The sequence below is a fragment of the Reyranella aquatilis genome, assembly GCF_020880995.1.
GTDB classification, from domain to species: domain Bacteria; phylum Pseudomonadota; class Alphaproteobacteria; order Reyranellales; family Reyranellaceae; genus Reyranella; species Reyranella aquatilis.
Genome location: NZ_JAJISD010000003.1, coordinates 428,314 through 443,827 on the forward strand (window position 1 = coordinate 428,314; position 15,514 = coordinate 443,827).

The 15,514-nt window shown below is 65.8% G+C and carries 14 protein-coding genes; 2 read left to right on the forward strand and 12 right to left on the reverse strand.

Features of this window, described 5'->3' with window-relative positions:
* The 12 genes from LJ725_RS10160 to ribA form a co-directional block, all read right to left on the reverse strand.
* Entirely contained in the window at nucleotides 1-978 is a 978-nt protein-coding gene (locus LJ725_RS10160) for an ABC transporter ATP-binding protein (protein ID WP_230550543.1), read from the reverse strand.
* The gene (locus LJ725_RS10165; RefSeq protein WP_230550544.1) at nucleotides 978-1,817 is read right to left on the reverse strand and encodes an ABC transporter permease; all 840 of its coding nucleotides are present in this window, start codon (nucleotides 1,815-1,817) and stop codon (nucleotides 978-980) included. The genes LJ725_RS10160 and LJ725_RS10165 overlap by 1 nt, the downstream gene beginning before the upstream one ends.
* Entirely contained in the window at nucleotides 1,817-2,833 is a 1,017-nt protein-coding gene (locus LJ725_RS10170; protein WP_230550545.1) for an ABC transporter permease, read from the reverse strand. Before LJ725_RS10170 ends, LJ725_RS10165 begins: the two co-directional genes overlap by 1 nt.
* Nucleotides 2,818-4,422 (reverse strand): ABC transporter substrate-binding protein, encoded by a 1,605-nt coding sequence (locus LJ725_RS10175; protein WP_230550546.1) that lies wholly within the window; start codon nucleotides 4,420-4,422, stop codon nucleotides 2,818-2,820. The genes LJ725_RS10170 and LJ725_RS10175 overlap by 16 nt, the downstream gene beginning before the upstream one ends.
* Nucleotides 4,423-4,485: 63 nt before the next feature.
* On the reverse strand, nucleotides 4,486-4,914 hold the full coding sequence (locus LJ725_RS10180; protein WP_230550547.1) for a PaaI family thioesterase: 429 nt from the start codon (nucleotides 4,912-4,914) through the stop codon (nucleotides 4,486-4,488).
* Complete coding sequence (locus LJ725_RS10185) at nucleotides 4,911-5,924, reverse strand: zinc-binding dehydrogenase (RefSeq protein WP_230550548.1); 1,014 nt, start codon at nucleotides 5,922-5,924, stop codon at nucleotides 4,911-4,913. The genes LJ725_RS10180 and LJ725_RS10185 overlap by 4 nt, the downstream gene beginning before the upstream one ends.
* A 3-nt stretch (nucleotides 5,925-5,927) precedes the next feature.
* Complete coding sequence (locus LJ725_RS10190) at nucleotides 5,928-7,427, reverse strand: class I adenylate-forming enzyme family protein (protein ID WP_230550549.1); 1,500 nt, start codon at nucleotides 7,425-7,427, stop codon at nucleotides 5,928-5,930.
* Nucleotides 7,421-8,515, reverse strand: a complete 1,095-nt coding sequence (locus LJ725_RS10195; protein WP_230550550.1) for a M14 family metallopeptidase — start codon at nucleotides 8,513-8,515, stop codon at nucleotides 7,421-7,423. The genes LJ725_RS10190 and LJ725_RS10195 overlap by 7 nt, the downstream gene beginning before the upstream one ends.
* A gap of 49 nt (nucleotides 8,516-8,564) precedes the next feature.
* The gene (locus tag LJ725_RS10200; RefSeq protein ID WP_230550551.1) at nucleotides 8,565-9,407 is read right to left on the reverse strand and encodes a VOC family protein; all 843 of its coding nucleotides are present in this window, start codon (nucleotides 9,405-9,407) and stop codon (nucleotides 8,565-8,567) included.
* A gap of 189 nt (nucleotides 9,408-9,596) precedes the next feature.
* Complete coding sequence (locus tag LJ725_RS10205) at nucleotides 9,597-11,063, reverse strand: GH1 family beta-glucosidase (protein WP_230550552.1); 1,467 nt, start codon at nucleotides 11,061-11,063, stop codon at nucleotides 9,597-9,599.
* An 82-nt stretch (nucleotides 11,064-11,145) separates the two neighbouring features.
* Nucleotides 11,146-12,378 (reverse strand): ABC transporter substrate-binding protein, encoded by a 1,233-nt coding sequence (locus LJ725_RS10210; protein WP_230550553.1) that lies wholly within the window; start codon nucleotides 12,376-12,378, stop codon nucleotides 11,146-11,148.
* A gap of 22 nt (nucleotides 12,379-12,400) precedes the next feature.
* Complete coding sequence (gene ribA, locus LJ725_RS10215) at nucleotides 12,401-13,564, reverse strand: GTP cyclohydrolase II (RefSeq protein WP_230550554.1); 1,164 nt, start codon at nucleotides 13,562-13,564, stop codon at nucleotides 12,401-12,403.
* A 105-nt stretch (nucleotides 13,565-13,669) separates the two neighbouring features.
* On the opposite strand from ribA, the gene LJ725_RS10220 reads away from it, so the two are divergent.
* Nucleotides 13,670-14,368 carry a response regulator transcription factor gene (locus tag LJ725_RS10220; protein WP_230550555.1) on the forward strand — a complete coding sequence of 233 codons (699 nt, stop codon included), beginning with the start codon at nucleotides 13,670-13,672 and terminating at the stop codon, nucleotides 14,366-14,368.
* Nucleotides 14,369-14,442: 74 nt separating this feature from the next.
* Nucleotides 14,443-15,510, forward strand: coding sequence for a ferritin-like domain-containing protein (locus LJ725_RS10225; RefSeq protein ID WP_230550556.1), 1,068 nt, complete (start codon nucleotides 14,443-14,445; stop codon nucleotides 15,508-15,510).
* Nucleotides 15,511-15,514 lie beyond the last annotated feature (4 nt).

Consider the following 15,514-nt stretch of genomic DNA (forward strand, 5'->3'; position numbering starts at 1 on the left):
TCAGCTCCCCTCGGCCGCGAAGCAGGCGACGAGCCGGCCCGGCCCCGGTGCCGTGAGAGCCGGCCTCTCCGCGAGGCAGCGGTCCATCACCCGCTTGCAGCGCGGCGCGAAGGCGCAGCCCTGCGGCAGGGCATTGAGCGGCGGGACCATCCCGGGAATGTCGGCCAGTCGCTCGGCCCGCTCGGCGCCGGGCGTCGGCGTCGCGCCGATCAGGCCAACCGTGTAGGGGTGCAGCGGATTGTCGAACAGGTCGTCGACCGAGGCCTCCTCGACCTTGCGCCCGGCATACATGACGACCACCCGGTCGGCCGTCTCGGCCACGACGCCGAGATCGTGGGTGATGAAGATCATCGCCATGCCGGCGTCGGCCTGCAGCTTCTTCAGCAGCGCCAGAACCTGCGCCTGCACCGTGACGTCGAGCGCCGTGGTCGGCTCGTCGGCGATCAGAACCGACGGGCTGCAGGCGATCGCCATGGCGATCACGACCCTCTGGCACATGCCACCGGAGAGCTGGTGCGGATAGGCATCGAGGCGACGGGCCGCGTCGGGCATGCCGACCAGCTCCAGCAGCTCGTGGGCGCGCACGCGCGCCTGCCCGCGACCCAGCTCGGTGTGGGTCATCAGCACTTCGACGATCTGCTTCTCGACCGTGGCCACCGGGTTCAGCGAGCTGATCGGATCCTGGAAGATCATGCCGATCTCCTTGCCGCGGATACCCAGCATGGTCTCCTCGGGCAGGGGCACGATGTCCCGTCCGTTCAGCTTCACTTGGCCGCCGACGATGCGGGCCGGCGGGTCGGGCAGCAGGCGCATGATCGACAGCGCCGACAGCGACTTGCCGCAGCCCGATTCGCCCACGATCGCGACGGTCTCGCCGGGGCCGACGGTCAGGCTCAGACCGTCGACCGCCTTCATCTCGCCGCGGCGCGTGAATAGCGTCGTGCGCAGGTCGCGCACTTCCAGAGGGAGTGGCTTCATCACCGATCCCTCAGTTTGGGATTGAGCGCATCGTTCAGCCCGTCGCCCACCAGGTTCAGGCAGAGCACGGTGATCATGATGGCGATGCCCGGGATGGCGCAGATGTACCAGGAGCTGCGGATGAGCTGTCGTCCGTCGCCGACCAGCCGGCCCCAGCTCGCGACATTGGGATCGCCGAGGCCGAGGAAGGAGACGGCCGATTCGAACAGGATGGCGCCGGCCACGACGAGCGAGGAGAGAACGATCACCGGGGGCAGCGCGTTGGGCAGAATCTCGGTGAGGATGATGCGGAAGTCGCTCATGCCCATGGAGCGGCAGGCCTGGACGAACTCCCGGTCGCGCAGTGCCAGGAACTCCGCCCGCGTCATGCGCGCGATCGGGGTCCAGCTCACAATGCCGATGGCGATCACGATGTTGCTCAGCGTCGAACCCAGGATGACCACGATGGTGAGCACGAAGATCAGGTTCGGGATGGTCTGGAACAGCTCGGCCGCGCGCATGGCGATCTCGTCGACCCACCCGCCGAAGTAGCCCGCGATGGCGCCGACTCCCACACCGATAATGGTGGCCACCGCCGAAGCGAAAAGGCCGATGAGCAGGGTCGCCCGGGCCCCGTGAACGATCATCGCGAGGATGTCGCGGCCCAGCGAATCGGTGCCGAGCGGAAACTCGGAATCTTCGCCCGGCCACAATTCGGGCAGGCCGACGATTCGCAACGGGTCGGTGGGAAAGAAGACCGGCGCGAGAATCGCCATCAGGGCGACCACGAGGATCAGGCCGGCACCGACCAGGGCGCCGCGGTTGCGCGCGAAACGACCAAGAAACTCGAACCTCTGCATCAGCGGATCTCGATGCGCGGATCGAGCCACATGTAGATCAGGTCGACTGCGATGTTCGCTGCGATGACCACCAGCGAGCCCAGCACCATGATGCCGAGAACGACCGGGTAGTTGCGCGAACTCACGCTGTCGAACAGCAGCGACCCGACGCCCGGCCAGCTGAACACGCTCTCAATCACGACGCTGCCCGCGAGGACGGTGCCCATCTGCACGCCCAGGATCGTGACCACCGGCAGCAGCGCGTTGCGCAGCACGTGGTGGATCGTGACCTGATTGCGGCTAAGGCCCTTGGCGCGCGCAGTGCGCACGAAATCGAGTTGCGCTACCTCGAGCATCGAGGAGCGCATGACGCGGGCGTAGATCGCGGCATAGAAGAGGCCGAGCGCGAGGGTCGGCAGGATCAGGTGGTGCAGGATCTCCAGCACGCCGCCGTTGCCGCCGATCTTCATCATCCCGCCCACCGGCAGCCAGCCGAGTTTCACCGAGAACAGCACGATCAGCATGATGCCCAGCCAGAAGCTGGGGGCGGCGTAGAAGAACATGGCCGCGACCGAGACGAGGCTGTCCCAGAAGGTGCGGACCTTCATCGAGGCCACCACGCCGGCCGCGACGCCGATCGTGACGGCGAGCGCAATGCTCGAGACCATGAGCAGGATGGTGGCGGGAAGGTGGATCCAGATCGCCTGGATGACCGGCATATTCTGCCGGTAGGAGAAGCCGAAGTCGAAATGCAGCAGCGCCCAGATGTACTTGAGGAGCTGCATCCAGACCGGATCGTCCAGGCCATAGGTCTTGCGCAGCAGGGCGACCGTCGCCGGATCGCTCACCTGGTTCTCGGCCGTCATCAGCTCGAGGAAGCTTCCGGGCGCCATCTGGATCAGGCAGAAGTTGATGACCACCACGCCCAGCATCAGCGGGACGGCCTGGATCAGCCGTCGCCGCAGCAGCTTGAGCGCCGCCGCCCGGCGTGCGGAGCCGCGGAGCGCAGGCGTTGGCGAGACTAGCTCGCCAGCCATAGGTCTCCCCAGCTCGCCGCGAGGAAGTTCGGGTCGTTCGAGTGGTTCTGCACCTTGGTGCTGGCCAGGGTGATCGATTCGAGTTCAACCAGCGGCAGGAGCGGGGCTTCCTGCGTGATGACCTTCTGGAAGTCCACGACCAGTGCCTTGCGCTTCGCCGGATCCGTTTCGACCTTGATCCTGTCGACCAGCTTGTCGACATCGGGATTGGAGTAGCCCGAGGCGTTGCGGAAGGGCACGCCCTTCAGGATGCCGTCGGTCGTGAAGTACTGTGTCGTCGACGGCACCGGCTCCGACGGGTTGGCCTGATTGGAGATCGCCAGGTCGAAATCGTAGTCGGTGTAGATGCGTTTGATCGAGGTCGGGCGGTCGGGAACCGTGAGGTTGATGCCGATGCCGACATCCTCGAGCACCTGCTTCACATAGGCGCCGACCTTGCCGTTCTCGGGGAACCAGCCGGCCGAGAGCAGGTTCAGGGTGAAGCGCTTGCCGTCGGCCTTCTTCGGGAAACCCGCCGCGTCGAGCAGCGCCGCCGCCTTCTTCGGGTCGAACGGGGTCTTGAAGGTGTCGGCCGTGAAGAACTCCTTGTTGGGGGAGTAGATCGGGCTCGTGCCCGGCCGCGCGTAGCCGTAGTAGACGGTCTTGGCGATGAAATCGCGGTTGATCGCGTTGAAGATCGCCTGCCGGACCTCGCGCTTGGCGAAGATCGGATTGCGCATGTTGCATTCGAGCGTGGTCGACCAGACGGCTTCCTCGTAGCCCTTGGGCGTCGCGACGAACTTGCCCGTGCCGGTCAGGCGCTTGATGTCCGGCGGTGCAACCGGATTGAACACGCCGATATGGATGTCGCCCGCTTCCATCGCGGCCGCTCGGCCGGCCGGATCGCGCACGTAGCGGATGATCAGACGATCGAGATAGGGCTCGTCCTTCTTCCAGTAGTTCTCGTTCTTCACGTACTCGAAGTGGCTGCCGCGCACCCACTCCTTGAACTTCCATGGACCGGTGGCGATCGGTGCGTTGTTGGCCGGATTGGTGACGGGATCGCTGCCGGCGTAGACGTGCTTGGGCACGATGTAGGCGACCGGCGAGCACAGGGTCGACGCGAAGAAGAACTCCGGCGTCGGATTGTTGTACTTGAAGACGACGGTGTCGGCGTCCGGCGACTCGATGCCCGCGAAGTCGGTGAGTGCCGACGCGACGGCATACTTCTTCCAGATCTCGCTGACGGAATAGACGACGTCGTCGACCGTCATGTCCTTGCCGTCATGGAACTTCACGCCCTTACGGACCTTGACCGTGTAGGACTTGAAGTCGGCCGACGGCTTCCAGGACTCGGCGAGGACGCCCTCGAAGCTGCCGTCCATGTTGCGCTTGGCCAGCCGCTCGAACAGCTTGGAAGACGAGAAGGTCGGGCTCGAGCCGCCGCCGGCCGGCACGTAGCAGGCCTGCGGCTCGCCGCCGCCCCAGGTCGCCACCAGCGTACCGCCCCGTCTGGGCGTGCCCTGTGCGAACGCTCCTCGGGATGCGCCGGCCACACCGACCGCCAGAACGCCCGCTCCGAACACGCGTCGTGAAACATTGATCGTCATGACAGCCTCCGTTCCCAATCCCCAAGTCCCGGGCCGGACGAAGCAAACTTCATACCGTGTGGTCTAAGTCTGCAGCGTCGAATAGGTCGCACGTCCCACCGCGAGGAGGGCCTTCTGCTCGTTGAACACGTCGACATCGACGACGCCCACGCTCTTGCCGGCACGGCGCACGCGCGCCGTCGTAATGAGCGATGTCTTGATCGCGGGCCGGAGATAGTCGACGCGGAAGTTGATGGTCGGCAGGGGGCGGCGCAGCGCCATGATCAGCGCATAGTCGCCGACCGTGTCGATGATCGCAGCGAGCGGACCGCCGTGCCACTGGCCCGTGCCGGCGCCGCGCTCGAACTCCGGCCGCATGGCGCAGGTCATGGTGACCTCCTCCTTTGCCGGATCACTGGCGATCACCTTCAGGCCGAGAAAGGCGATGAACGGCGAGCGGTCGAGCTGCGCCTGCATCTCTTCCGAGGTCAGCGGTTGAAGCTTGTCGCTCATGGGGCCACCACGATCTTGCCGAACACTTCGCGATCCTCGATCACGCGCAGCGCCTCGCGTGCCTCGGACAGCGGGAAGACCTTGTCGACCAGGACCTTGAGCTTGCCGCTCTGCACCAGTTCGAGGAGCTTCTCGATGTCAGTGCGCATCCAGCCGTTCGAGCCCAGGATCTTGAGTTCGAAGGTCCAGATGAAGCGGATGTCCTCGGTGGGGGCGTAGCCCGCGGTGGCGCCGCAGGTCAGCAGGCGCCCGCCGACCTTCAGGGTCTTCAGCGAGTTCACCCAGGTGTCGCCGCCGGTGTAGTTCACGACGACGTCGACGCCCTGGTCGGTGCCGCTGCCGCGCCGCGTCGGCTTGCCGTACATCGCGAAGATTTCCTTCATGAAATCCTTCTCGATGTAGTTGATCGTCTTGTCGGCGCCGAGCTCCTGCAGGCGCTTGGCCTTGGCGTCGGTGCCGGCGCAGGCGATGACCTCGCAGCCGGCGAGCTTGGCGAGCTGCAGGCAGCAGACGCCCACGCCACCGGACGCACCGAGGATCAGGACCTTCTCGCCCTTCGCGACATGGCCGTTGGTCACCATCATGCGCAACGCCGTGCCGTAGGCGACAGGCAGGGCTGCCGCATCGGCGTAGCTGACACCATCCGGGATCCTGACGAGCTGGTGGGCGCGTGCCTTGCACAGTTCGGCCAGGCCGCCATGCACCGTCTCGCCCATCAGGCCGCCTTCGACCCGGTTGATCGGATCGACCAGGACGCGGTCGCCCTTCTTCCAGCCGGTGACGCCCGGGCCGACCTCGGCGATCTCGCCAGCGACGTCGAGGCCCATGATGGCGGGCATCGGCACCTTGATGCCCGGCATGCCGCGGCGGGTGAAGACGTCGTGATAGTTCAGCGACGAGGCCTTCACCGCGACGATGACGTCGCCCTCGCCGGGCGTCGGGTCGGGAAAGTTGGTCTCGAAGACGAGGCGGTCCGGTCCGCCATGTTCACGGACGACAGCTGCTTTCATTGGTCAGACTTCTCCGGTTGGGATTTGTTTGGCGAGCACGCGCTTGTCGATCTTGTTGGTGCCGGCGAGGGGCATCTCGTCGACGAACAGGACGCGGCGCGGATGCTGGTAGGCCGGCGCATTGGCCAGCGCGTAGGTCTTCACCGCCTGCTCGTCGAGCTCGGCATCCGCGGCTTTCACGACGAACGCGATCGGCTTGTGGCCCTTCAGCTCGTCGGGCACGGGGATCACGGCGGCCTGGTGGATGCCGGGATGGCGTTCGAGCATTTTCTCGACCTCGCCGGGATAGATGTTCTCTCCGCCGCACACGAACATGTCGTCCACGCGGCCGACGAAATAGAAGAAGCCATTCTCGTCGCGGCGGAAGACGTCGCTGGTGCGATAGTAACCGTCCGGCGTCATCACCTCGGCCGTCTTGGCCGGCAGCTTGTGATAGTGCGTCATCAGCGCACCGCACTTCATCTGGAGCTCGCCTTCGTCCTGAACTTCCTTGCCGTCGCGCACGAGGCGGAGCTGGACCTCGGGATGGGGATAGCCCGTCGAGAGGACCGGCTGCGGCAGTCCCCTGGGGTGCGGCCCGAACACGACGGGGCCGGCCTCCGTGGTGCCGTAGCCGTTGCTGACCACAGCCTTCGGGAACACCGCGTGGACCTGGTCGATCAGCGATTGGGTAACGGGCGCGGAGCCCATGCGGACGGCCTCGACGGCCGAGAGATCGGCGCTGGCGAGCAACTCGCGCTCACGCAGCATCATCGCGATCATGGTGGGCACCGACGTGAGGAACGCCACGCGATGCCGGGCCGCGGCCTCGATGTAGCCCCGGGTCGTGAACTGCGGCAGCAGCACCACGGTGTCGCCCTGCGAGAAGGTCGTCTGGCACATGGCGAGACCGTTCATGTGATAGAGCGGCGCGGCCACGAGGGCGCGCTGACCGAGCGGCCCCGGCCGGCGCACGCGCTGGCTGATCGCCCAGAGATGCGAGTAGTGCGACAGCACCACGCCCTTGGGGCGTCCGGTCGAGCCCGACGTGTAGAGGAACATCGCCGGTTCCTCGGGCTTCATTGGAAGCGGCGTGAACGGGCCCTCGTCGAGCAGGCTCTCGAAGTCCCTGTCGAAGGAGAGTTTCGGTACGTCGTTGGGCGCCAGCGGGAGACGCGCATCGTCGCCGATCACCAGCTTGGCGTCGCAGTCGCCCACGACGTAGGCGACCGTCTCGGCCGGCAGCTTGTAGTTCACCGGAACCGACACGAGGCCGGCCTGCATCGTTCCAAGGAAGGTCAGCAGGAACTCGGCGCGGTTGGCCGAGAGGATGGCGACCCGGTCGCCCCGCTGCAGGCCGCGCTTCAGTAGGCCGCGTGCCACGGCGCCGCTCAGCCGCAGGATGTCGGCGTAGGTGTAGCTGCGTTCGGTGCCATTACCGCCCGCGTCGATCAGCGCGAGGCTGTCGAGCGGCACGTCGCGCGAGATCGCGTCACCCTGGTTGTCGTACTTGATGGTCACCATGAGGAAAGTCCCGAGAGTGCCTGGTCGGTGAGCTTCAGCCCGTAGTCGAGCGTGTCCTTGCGCCACTGTCCGTCGAACGGGCAGAACGCGTCCATCATGTCGGCCTGCAGCGTGGCGAGAACGTCGGGATCCAGGCCGTGATGATGACGGCGCAGCCACTGGTCGAGGCGCAGCACGCGGCGCATGTTGACGCCGCGGGTGCCGAACTCGATCACCGCGCCGCACATCTCGCGATTGCCCAGGAAGCGCTGCACGCCCTGGAAGACGAGGCCGGTGTAGTTGGGACGGGCCATGCCGTGCGGCCGTACGCCGTCGACATTGTCCTTGCCCCACCAGTCGCAGGCGCGCGCGAACAAGGGCCCGGCCGGATCGTTGAAGCACAGGAAGAACGGCTTGCCGTACTCGCCGATGCCGGTGTGCCAGTCGATGAAGGCCACTCGTTCGGCGCCGGCCAGCGTCTCCTGGACGATGGTTTCCAGCGTCCGGTTGGACCATTCGCGGTCCTTGCCGCCGAACATCAGCCCATCCTGGTGCTCGTACTGGCCGCGCGCCAGCGTATCGAACAGCGCGTCGCGGCCGTTGGTGGCGGCAAAACGCTCGAGCACGCCCGCGACGCGTTCGTTCTCCGCATCCGTCCATTCGTGGATCAGCAGGTCGGCATGCAGCGTCTCGTAGTGCGGATTGGCGGGCGCGGATCCGGCCTCGCGATCGATGAAGTTGCGGTTGAGATCGACGTTGTTCTCGGTCGTGCGCGTGAAGTGCGCGAAGCCGTAGGGATTGAGGCCATGCACCAGCACCACGCCGACATCGGACGGCAACCGCTGCGCGCCACCGGAGTTCAGCCAGCCGATCTGGACAGCAGAACCCGAGAAGCCCTCCTGGCCATGCGTGCCGCTCACGAACAGCGCCTGCCTAGGCGCCTTGCGGTCGCCGAAGCAGGCCACGTCGATGGCCAGCGGACCGCCGTCCGGCGCCTTCTTCGCGGGGTGCAGGAAAGAGCGCACATCGCCCTGCGCCGCCGTCGCGGCCTTGAGAAATTTCGCGCGCGCGTTGGCATAGCTCGCCGCGAAGCAATCGTAATATTCCATCGAATCCCTTCTCGGCCGCTCCCCAGCAGCCCTGACGTCGCTCTTCAGTCTATTCGATGAACTCCAACACCGCGTTCAACGCCTGCCGGGCCGGCACGACCACGCGACCCGCGCTCTCGGTCACACCGGCGATGCCGCCGGCTTGCAAGGCACGTGCCGCCTTTGCGGCAGACAGCGTGCGGAAGGTGAGCCCCGCCATGTAGGCCTTGCGGCCCTCGGGATCGGGCACGGCATCGCCGAACTGCGCCTTGAGCTCGGCCTCGGTCACGATGTCGACCCTCGAATTGCCGACCACCACGGACTTGCCGCCCTGGATGTCGCGCACCGATTCCTCTCCGAACATGTCGGCATACAGCTTGGCCGCCGCCGACGGATCCGGCTCGACGATCAGGAAGCGCACGATGGCGACCGTGCCGTTCGCATGGTGGCGCCACTCGTCGCGCCACACCACGTCGCGGGTGAAGTGGTGACAGTAGTAGACCCGCCCGTACGGCACGACGCCGGCCTTCATGCGGACGGTGCGGAACCGCGCGTCCCGCATCTCGCCGCCGACCTTAACGGGGCGCGTGAACTCGACCGGCGCCTCGACCGGAACGCCCGCCTTGCTGAGAGCTTCGTAGGTAACGGCGGAATCCTCGGACCCGAACACCAGGCCGTTGAGGCCGAACGGGAAGGTGAGGAGGTCCAGGCGGCCCGACTGGGCGTCCTTGGGAATCGCGATCAGTTCGAGATAGTCGGTCCCGAACATCGCGAGATGGTTCATCGAGCCCAGCGAATGATAGCCGCGTTCGGTGAGCGAAAAGCCGAGCCGCGTATAGACGTCGGCTGCGTGGTCCATGTCGTCGCGCGCGTTGATGACCACATGGTCCAGTGTCGCCAGCGGCAGCTTCATCTCGGTCCCCTCTTGCCGTTCACCGTCGCCGATCTTGGCACAGCAAACACGTCAGGAATTCTTATATTTGGTCACGATCCATTTATGCGCGGAAACCATTTCCAAATCTGGCATCCCTGGAAGAATGAAAATCCTATTTCCATGCTCGCGCGATCAATCATGCCCTGTGGCGCGCGTCTTGCCGCAACATCAGGCCGGTGCATTGCGAGCGATCACTTCGCGAAAGAAGGCGGCGCTGAGCTTGGGCGTCCGCTTCTGTGTCGCGTAGTCGACGTGGACGAGGCCGAAGCGCGTCGCATAGCCGTCTGCCCATTCGAAGTTGTCGAGCAGGCTCCACAGGAAATAGCCGCGTACCGGCACGCCCTCGGCCGTCGCCCGCTGCAGGTGCATGAGGCAGTTCCGCAGATACATGACCCGGTCGACGTCATAGACCGCGCCGTCCGGCGCGGGCTGGTCGGCGGCAGAGGCGCCGTTCTCGGTGATGAAGATGTTCTTCACCTGCCACAGGCGCGCGGCATGGCGCGGCGCCCAGTAAAGCGCCTCCGGCCCCAGCGTCAGCCATGAAGACGCCATGTGGGGATGCGAACTCGGAAACGGCAGGGCGGCGTAGCCGGGCGCGGCCTCGCTGGCCAGTACGTACTGGGTGGGCGCGTAGACGTTCAGGCCGACGAAATCGACCTTGCTGGAGATGGTCCTGAGGTCCTGTTCGGTGAAGCGCGGCGCATCCCGTCCGGCCCTCGCCAGATAGGCGTCGGTGTAGCGGCCCTCCATCATCACCGTGAGATAGGGCGCGTTCAGTTCGCGCGTCGCCAGCTCGGCGGCCCTGATGTTCTCCATCGTCTCGACGGCGGGGATCGCGGTGGCGATGTTCTCCGCCGGGCCGACGCGCGTCCCGCGGCGCCCATTGGCGCGCACCGCCTGCACGGCAAGCCCGTGCGCCAGCGCGGCGTGATGTCGAACCTGGTTCAGCCGGCCGGGCGGCAGCTTGAGGCCGGGCGCGAAGTTTCCCGTCTCGTGACCCTGCTCGACGAAGGTCTGCATCTCGTTGAGGGTGAAGATCTGGCGCACCCGGTCGGTGAGCTTGCCGGCGACAAGCGCGGCGTACTCGCCGAACGCCTCGGCGGTATCGCGCGATTCCCAGCCGCCGCGATCCTGCAGGGCCTGGGGGAGGTCCCAGTGATAGAGCGTGGCGTAGGGCTCGATGCCGGCTGCCAGCAGCGCGTCGACCAGCCGGTCGTAGAAGTCGAATCCCTTGGGATTGGCGGGGCCGCTTCCCTCGGGAAACACGCGCGGCCAGGCGATCGAGAAGCGATAGGTGTGGGTCCCCATCGACTTCATCAGCGCCACGTCTTCCTTGTAGCGGTTGAAGTGATCGACGCTGACCTGGCCGGTCGAGCCGTCCCGGATGCGGCCGGGCTGTTGCGTGAAGGTGTCCCAGATCGAGGGGCCGCGCCCGGCTTCGTGCGTGGCGCCCTCGACCTGGTAGGACGAGGTCGCGGTGCCCCAGCGGAAGCCCTCGGGGAAAGCCGCGGCAGGCCGGCGCGTCCCCGGGGACGAGCGGGGGGCGGTATGGGCCGATCCAGCGGCCGTCGCGGCCAGGGCCGTGGCGCCCGCCGCGGTCAGGAGCGCGCGGCGGCGGGTGAGATCGAAGGGCATGGGGCGGGACGGCTCCGGTCGGTCATTGACCGCACCAAAGCATCCCGCGTGCCATTCCGCCCGGTGCGGGCGGGGTTCGTTCTCAGGTGCTTTCGTTGCTCAGCACGTCGCCGAACAGCTGCCACGTCTCGCCGTCGAAGGCGGACAGGCGCACCGACTGGATGGGATAGAAGTCGGTCGGGCTGGTGTTGATCTTGATGCCGGGCAGCAGCATCGGCACCACGAGGTTCTTCATGCTTGCGGCCTGCTTCATCAGGTTCTCGCGCGTGAGATTGTCGCCGCAGGCGTTGAGGCAATGGCGCATCGTGGAGGAGACGGCGTAGGCATAGACGTTGCCCGAGTCGGCGGGATTGGCGTCGGGCAGGTACTTCTTCATCCACGCGTCCCATTCCTTGTAGTCCGCGTCGTTCACCCACTGCTTGTCGGTCGCGTCCTTCAGGTAGGCGGCGGTGATGATGCCCTTGCTGTTCTCGAAGCCGGCGGGCTTCAGCACCGCGGCCACCGAGGCCGAGACGTTGGCGAGATAATGGTCGGGCTTCCAGCCCAGGTCCGCCACCTTGCGGATGGCCTGCGCCGCCGCCTTCGGTGCGCAGTCGTTGAAGAAGACGTTGGCGCCGGAGCTCTTGATCTGGATGATCTGGCTGTCGACGGTCGGATCGGTGACCTCGTAGCTCACCTTCGCCGTCACGTATTTCTCGTTCTCCTTGCCGAGGCCGTCGAGGAAGCCGCCGATGTAGTCCTTACCGGAATCGTCGTTCTGGTAGATCATGCCGATCCGCAGATCCTTGAGATTGTCCTTGTACTTGGCCAGCACGTGCTTGGCATAGATCGCAGCCTCGGTGTGGTAGTCGGGCTGCCAGCCCATGGTCCATGGGAACTCCTTGGGCATGCCCCACTTCGAGGCGCCGGTGGCGACGAAGAGCTGCGGCACCTTCTTCTGGTTCAGGTACTTCTGCACGACCGTGTTGGTGGGCGTGCCGAGCAGCTGGAAGATGGCGAAGACCTTGTCGTCCTCGACCAGCTTGCGCACCATCTCGACGGTCTTGGGCGGGGAGAAGCCGTCGTCGTAGGTTATGAAGTTGATCTTGCGGCCGTTGATGCCGCCGGTGTCGTTCACCATCGTCCAGTAGGCGGCGATCGCCTTGCCGATCGTGCCGTAGGCCGAAAGCGGCCCGCTGTACGGATTGGTATGGCCGAGCTTGATCTCCTTGTCGGTGACGCCCGCGTCGTACTTCTTCTGGGCCTGCGCGATGTAGGGCGAAAACGCGAACGCAGCACTTCCGGCCGCAAAAGCGCGGCGGTTCATCTTGGTCATTTGTTTCCTCCAGTCGTCGTTATTAGAGCAGGTGGCCTGCTCGCTCTGCCTTGGTACGCAGGTAATTCTCGTTGTGCCCGTTGGACGGGAAGGAATGCTGGACGCGTGCCGCGACCTCGATGCCGTAGCGTTCGAGTTGCGCGATCTTCTCCGGGTTGTTGGTCATCAGCCGCACGCGCTGGATGCCCATGCGCGACAGCATGGTGGCGGCGGGAGCGTAGATGCGTTCGTCGGCATCGAAGCCCAGCTGTTCGTTGGCGTCGATGGTGTCGAAGCCGTCGTCCTGCAGTTCATAGGCGCGCAGCTTGTTCACCAGGCCGATGCCGCGGCCTTCCTGGGCGAGATAGAGCAGCACGCCCGATCCGTGCTTGGCGATCTCGGCGATGGCGCTGCGCAGCTGCACGCCGCAGTCGCAGCGCAGCGAGCCCAGCAGGTCGCCGGTGAAGCATTCCGAGTGCAGGCGGATCAGCACCGGCTCGGTCGTGTCGATCTCGCCGACGACGATGGCCAGGTGCTCCTTGCCGCCGTCGCTGGGCCGCCAGGCGAGGATGCGGGCATTCTCCGCGCCCTCGAGCGGCACGTGCGCCTGCGCCACCTGCTGCAGGGTGCGCGACGCCGTCTCCTCGTAGCCTGCGACATCGGCCGCATCGACGTAGACGAGGTCCTGCTCGCGCGCCCAGTCGCGCCGCTTGTTGCCGGTATCGCGGGTCAACGGCCCGAGCACCACCGCCGGCAGCAGGCGGGCCAGCTTGGCAAGCTCGATCGCGGACTGGGCGAGGCCGGGGGCATGGCTGGCCACCGGACGGGACAGGTGGCGCAGCGCCACGTGACGGCCGGTCCGGTCGCTTTCATGCGGCCGCAGGATGACGTCGACCGGGACGCCCTCGGGCAGGTCGATGGTAATGGGCTTGTTGGTTTCGCCCATCCCGCCCGCGATGTGCGGTGGGATTTCCATGCCGATCGCCTCCGCGCGGCGCCGCGTGGTGACCAGCACGGGGGCGTTCTGTGCAAGGCCCTGCAGCCGCTGGAGGGCCCGGGGCCCGCAGGATTCGGCGGCGATCACGAGGCCGCCGGCCCCGTCCGCGTCCCGCAGCACGACGATGCCGCCGCGGCGAAGTTCGGCCATGGCGCGCTCGACGGCGGCCACTGCAGAGGCGGTGCGGGAGTGGGCTGGGCTGGAACTCATGTCTCGAAGGTATCACGCCACGGGAATTCGCCGAAGTGAACCGCTTTTGTGCCCTGATCGTACCGGATAGAATGATTTTCGAGATGGCTGACAGGTAAAGAACGCATGTCCGTGAACAATCGTGGCAAGAAAATCCTGTTGGTCGACGACGATCAGGCGTTGCGCGCGGTGCTCGCCGAACAGCTCGATCTCTACGACGGATTCACGACCATCCAGGTGGGAACGGCGGCGGAGGGCCTCGAGAAGGCCAAGCTCGCCCATTACGATGCGATTCTGCTCGACATCGGCCTGCCCGACATGGACGGCCGGGAACTGTGCAAGCTGATGCGCCGCCAGGGCGTGCGCGCGCCCGTCATCATGCTGACCGCGGCCGATAGCGATGCCGACACGATTCTTGGCCTGGAATCGGGCGCAAACGACTATGTCACGAAGCCTTTCCGCATCAACGTCCTGCTCGCTCGGCTTCGCGCCCATCTGCGCCAGCACGAGCGCAGCGAGGACGCGGTCATGACCATCGGCCCCTACGAATTCCACCCGGCCGCCAAGATGCTCATGGAGAAGGGCGGAAAGAAGAAGGTGCGGCTGACTGACAAGGAAGCCTCCATCCTCAAGTACCTGTTCCGCGCCGGCGACCGGCCGGTCGCGCGCGACGTCCTGCTGAACGAGGTCTGGGGCTACAATGCCGGCGTCACGACCCACACGCTGGAAACCCACATCTATCGCCTGCGCCAGAAGATCGAGAAGGATCCGGCCAGCGCCGCGATCCTGGTGACGGACCGCGGCGGATACCGCCTCCAGCCCTAGGGGCTTGCCAATTCCTGAACGGGGCGTCATCTTTTTTGGCAAGCAACATCAGAAGTCTGCCCGGAGGTGACGCCATGACCACGCAGCGGATCTACGCCCTGCCCGTCGATGTGACGCAGTGGACGTTCGACGGCGCGACCGATCTCCAGTTCAACTGGGAATATGACGACGGCTCGTCGACGCTTCTCGAACTCTACGAGAAGGGAAAGCAGCAACAGTGGGACGCCAGCACGCGCCTCGACTGGTCTCTGGAACTCAATCCCGACAATCCGATGGAGCTGAAGGACGAGGCGATCTCGATCTACGGGACCGACTACTGGAACCGGATGAACGAGAAGGAGCGGGCCTGGCTGAGGCTCCATCTCCAGGCCAACTCGATCTCGCAGTTCATGCACGGCGAGCAGGGCGCGCTGATCGCCAGCGCCAAGATCGTCGGCACCGTCCCCGACATGAATGCCAAGTTCTATGCCGCCACCCAGGTGATGGATGAGGCGCGCCACGTCGAGGCCTACAAGCGGCTGCTGCACGAGAAGTTCAAGGTTGCCTATCCGATCAACAAGGCTTTGCAGAAGCTGCTGGAACAGACGCTGACCGACCGCCGCTGGGACATGACCTATCTCGGCATGCAGGTGCTGATCGAGGGGCTGGCGCTCGCCGCCTTCCAGTCGATCCGCGACAAGGCCGGCAACACGCTGGCAGGGGCGGTCAACGCCTACGTCATGCAGGACGAAGCGCGTCACGTCTCGTTCGGCCGCCTGGCGCTGCGCGAATACTATCCGCACCTCTCCGATGCCGAGCGCGACGAGCGCGAGGAGTTCGTGGTCGAGGCGCTGTACTTCATGCGCGACCGCTTCAACCAGTCCGAAGTGTGGGAGCGGCTCGGCCTGCCGGCCAAGGTGCTCGACGACATCCACTACAATTCCAAGCAGATGAACTCCTTCCGCGGCCGTCTCTTCAGCCGCGTCGTGCCGACGGTGAAGGACATCGGCCTGTGGGGCCCGCGGGTGCAGAAGGCGTTCGCCGAGATGGGCGTCATGGACTACGCCAAGATCGACGTGGCCGAGGTGCTCGCCAACGATGGCAAGGTGGCCGAGGAGTTCGACCGCAAGATGTTCGTCGAGAAGTCGATCGCGGCGGAGTAGGGCC

Bases quoted from the DNA above. Each gene is read 5' to 3' on its own strand.
- LJ725_RS10160 (WP_230550543.1), bottom strand. From the start codon at position 978: ATGAAGCCACTCCCTCTGGAAGTGCGCGACCTGCGCACGACGCTATTC.
- LJ725_RS10165 (WP_230550544.1), bottom strand. From the start codon at position 1,817: ATGCAGAGGTTCGAGTTTCTTGGTCGTTTCGCGCGCAACCGCGGCGCC.
- LJ725_RS10170 (WP_230550545.1), bottom strand. From the start codon at position 2,833: ATGGCTGGCGAGCTAGTCTCGCCAACGCCTGCGCTCCGCGGCTCCGCA.
- LJ725_RS10175 (WP_230550546.1), bottom strand. From the start codon at position 4,422: ATGACGATCAATGTTTCACGACGCGTGTTCGGAGCGGGCGTTCTGGCG.
- LJ725_RS10180 (WP_230550547.1), bottom strand. From the start codon at position 4,914: ATGAGCGACAAGCTTCAACCGCTGACCTCGGAAGAGATGCAGGCGCAG.
- LJ725_RS10185 (WP_230550548.1), bottom strand. From the start codon at position 5,924: ATGAAAGCAGCTGTCGTCCGTGAACATGGCGGACCGGACCGCCTCGTC.
- LJ725_RS10190 (WP_230550549.1), bottom strand. From the start codon at position 7,427: ATGGTGACCATCAAGTACGACAACCAGGGTGACGCGATCTCGCGCGAC.
- LJ725_RS10195 (WP_230550550.1), bottom strand. From the start codon at position 8,515: ATGGAATATTACGATTGCTTCGCGGCGAGCTATGCCAACGCGCGCGCG.
- LJ725_RS10200 (WP_230550551.1), bottom strand. From the start codon at position 9,407: ATGAAGCTGCCGCTGGCGACACTGGACCATGTGGTCATCAACGCGCGC.
- LJ725_RS10205 (WP_230550552.1), bottom strand. From the start codon at position 11,063: ATGCCCTTCGATCTCACCCGCCGCCGCGCGCTCCTGACCGCGGCGGGC.
- LJ725_RS10210 (WP_230550553.1), bottom strand. From the start codon at position 12,378: ATGACCAAGATGAACCGCCGCGCTTTTGCGGCCGGAAGTGCTGCGTTC.
- ribA (WP_230550554.1), bottom strand. From the start codon at position 13,564: ATGAGTTCCAGCCCAGCCCACTCCCGCACCGCCTCTGCAGTGGCCGCC.
- LJ725_RS10220 (WP_230550555.1), top strand. From the start codon at position 13,670: ATGTCCGTGAACAATCGTGGCAAGAAAATCCTGTTGGTCGACGACGAT.
- LJ725_RS10225 (WP_230550556.1), top strand. From the start codon at position 14,443: ATGACCACGCAGCGGATCTACGCCCTGCCCGTCGATGTGACGCAGTGG.